Annotated in this window: 3 protein-coding genes; 2 read left to right on the top strand and 1 reads right to left on the bottom strand. The window is 52.0% G+C overall.

Annotation, left to right across the window (positions count from 1 at the left end; genetic code table 11):
- Positions 1–311 (top strand): KH domain-containing protein (locus AC1HCM_RS03840; RefSeq protein WP_479460458.1); only part of this gene is annotated, 311 nt, incomplete at its 5' end.
- Positions 312–402: 91 nt separating this feature from the next.
- Positions 403–2,148: a DNA polymerase/3'-5' exonuclease PolX gene (gene polX, locus AC1HCM_RS03845; RefSeq protein WP_479460459.1), complete on the top strand. Its 1,746-nt coding sequence runs from the start codon at positions 403–405 to the stop codon at positions 2,146–2,148.
- Here polX and AC1HCM_RS03850 read toward each other — a convergent pair.
- Complete coding sequence (locus AC1HCM_RS03850) at positions 2,142–2,666, bottom strand: nickel-dependent hydrogenase large subunit (protein ID WP_479460460.1); 525 nt, start codon at positions 2,664–2,666, stop codon at positions 2,142–2,144. The genes polX and AC1HCM_RS03850 overlap by 7 nt on opposite strands.
- Between the last annotated feature and the right edge of the window lie 381 nt (positions 2,667–3,047).

Here is a 3,047-nt window from a genome sequence, read left to right on the forward strand (position 1 = left end):
AGAAGGTCATGCTCCTTACGAGGGAGGAGGTTCCCACCGCGGTAGCGGTCGTTATAAACGAGATAAAGCCCGGAGATGCGGACCCAAACGTCCTCGTTATAAAGGGGGAGATAGTCGTGGACAGGGAAAGCCTCAAGCCGATCATAATAGGGAAGAAGGGACAGAGGCTCAAACAGATAGGAAGGATGGCAAGAGAAGAACTTGAGCTCCTTACTCAGAGGAAGGTTTACCTTGAGCTGTGGGTAAAGGTAAAGCCCGACTGGAGGAGAAGACCTGAGCTTGTTAGAACCTTCGGTTACATGATTGAGTGAGCACCCAAAGGTATAACTTGCCTTGTATTTACATCCGTATATGGATTAAAATTCACATTCGCCCGGCAAAGAAGGAGCGGTTTATGTAGCTATGCTAAAGAAGAATAAGAAGCTCTCGGAGATATTTGAGAGGATAGCGGATATCCTTGAGTTCCTCGGGGACAACCCCTACAGGATAGGGAGCTACCGTAGGGCTGCCAACCTTATATCGGAGCTACCGGAGGATATAGAGGAGTTCCACAGGGAGGGGAAGCTATCCAGACTCCCCGGCATAGGTTCCTCCACCGTGCTCAAGATTGAGGAGTTCCTCAACACCGGGACGGTTAAAAAGTACGAGGATCTGCGCAGGAGGGTTCCCGAAGACCTCCTTGAGCTTATGGACGTTCCGGGTATAGGTCCGAGGACTCTGAGGATAGCCTACGATAAGCTCGGTGTTAGGACTAAGGAGGACTTCCTTAGGGTTCTCAAGGACGGCTCCCTTGCAAAGCTCCCAGGCTTTGGTCCTAAGAAGGTTGAGAACATACTCAAGGGCATAGAGCTCTGGCAGAGCGCTCAGGAGAGGATACCTCTCGTAGAGGCTTACACCATGGCTCAGGATGTGGTTGAGTACATGAAGAGGGAGAAGAGCATAAAGGAGATATCCATAGCCGGGAGCCTGAGAAGGATGAAGGAAACGATAGGCGATATAGATATCCTCGTTACGGCGGACAGGAAGGACTGGAGAAAGATCCATGAGCACTTCGCCAAGTACCCCGAGCTGAACAAGGTCCTTGCGAAGGGGGAGACAAAGTCAAGCATAGTCCTGAAGAACGGGAGACAGGTTGACCTGAGGACGGTTGAGCCCAAGAGCTGGGGTGCAGCCCTCCAGTACTTTACCGGCTCAAAGGAACACAACATAAGGGTGAGGGATATAGCAAAGGAGAAAGGATTGAAGGTGAACGAGTACGGAGTCTTCAGGGCTGATACCGACGAGTGGCTTGGTGGTGAAAGGGAGGAGGAAGTTTACAGGCTCGTTGGGATGGAGTGGATACCTCCGGAGATAAGGGAGAACTGGGGTGAGATAGAGCTTGCCCTTGAGGGAAAGCTTCCCAAGCTCGTTGAGTTTAACGAGATAAAGGGTGACTTTCACATGCATACAAACTGGAGCGACGGGATAAATCCCGTGGAGGAGGTCGTGGAAGCCGCCTACAAGCTGGGTCATGAGTACATAGTCATAGGAGACCACTCCCAGAGCGCAAGGGTAGCCAACGGGCTCACTCCCGAGAGATACGAAAAGCAGTGGAAGCTTATAGAGAAGCTGAATGAGATATACAACCCGAAGGGCTTTTACATACTCAAGGGCTGTGAGGTTGATATACTCCCCGATGGGAGCCTTGACCTTCCCGACTCACTCCTTGAGGGCTTTGACTTTGTGGTGGCATCAATCCACTCAAGATTCAACCAGGACAACACCTACAGGATACTGAAGGCTATGGAGAACCCTTACGTGAACCTGATAGGGCACCCAACGGGGAAGGCTTACGGACAGAGGGAGGGCTACCCCCTTGACATGGACAAGGTCATTGAGCTCGCAAAGGAAACGGGCACAGCCTTGGAGGTGAACACTTTCAGGGTGGATCTCTCCCCCGAAAACATAAGGAGGTGCATGGAGGCTGGTGTTACGATAGCGGTCGTCACCGACGCCCACTCGGTGGCTCACCTCCCCTACATAAAGATTGGTGTTGGTATAGCGAGGAGGGGATGGGCTGTTCCAGAGCTTGTCCTTAACACAAGGAACTTGGAAGGTGTCAGGGAGTTTGTGAAGGAGAAAAGGAAAAAGCTCGCAAGGTCTCAGTGAGCTGTACAGACGGAACAGACATCAAAGCTCCTGAGGACTATCTCAGCCTTTAGTGAGGAGTCCAGACCTATCAGCGCCTTTTCTGCAACCCCCAGGTTTTCCCTGTCCCTCGGTCCGAGGTTCCAGACGGTAGGAGTTATTATGTTGTACCTCTTGATAATGCCCCTAAAGAGCTCCACCTCGTGGATGAGCGTTCCCCGGGCTGCTTCAATCACACCCACACCCCTTCCAGATAGCCTCTCTACCTCCACAGGAGGTCTTACCCAGGAATCCTCACCTATATCAAGCTCCTGAAGGAGCTCTCTCACCTTCAGACTCACTCTTACGAGCTCTTCAAGGCGGGCGAGAACCCTCACCATAACTGAGTCTCCGTAATCCTTGAGCAGTGAGAGAAATCTCCTGTTTCCGGAGACAACCTGCCTGGCGAGGGGTCCGGTCTCGTGAGGAAGGGAGTTGTACCTCGCAGCCTTTGACCAGGTGTAGCCCCCCTTGCCTGAGAAGTAGGTAAATCCTCCGATTCACTCACCAAACCTATGTCAAAGCTCTCAAGGGCAGAGTTGAAAACCCCCGAGGAAGAGACCCCTTCAAGCTCTCCCCCTGCTATGAACCTGCCGTAGCTCCTCCCAGCTCTGTCAAGTCCGAACTTTTGACAGACTCCGATGAAGTTTGCTACATCTCCTCCGCTTTCACCCAAAGGGTCGCTCTCCAGAAACTCCTCAACCCCCATGCCAAGGGTTCTCTTTTCAAGAAACTCTATGAGGGATTCAATCATACCGAGAGCCTGTCCGACCTCAACATAGGTAGGGTCACTCATAACCCCACCCGGTAGTGAGTAGGATGTGTGGGGCCACTGTCCTCCAAAGAGAGCTATAATCTTTATAGGTTTTTTGCTCGCCTCA

It is taken from the genome of Hydrogenivirga sp. (assembly GCF_056450045.1).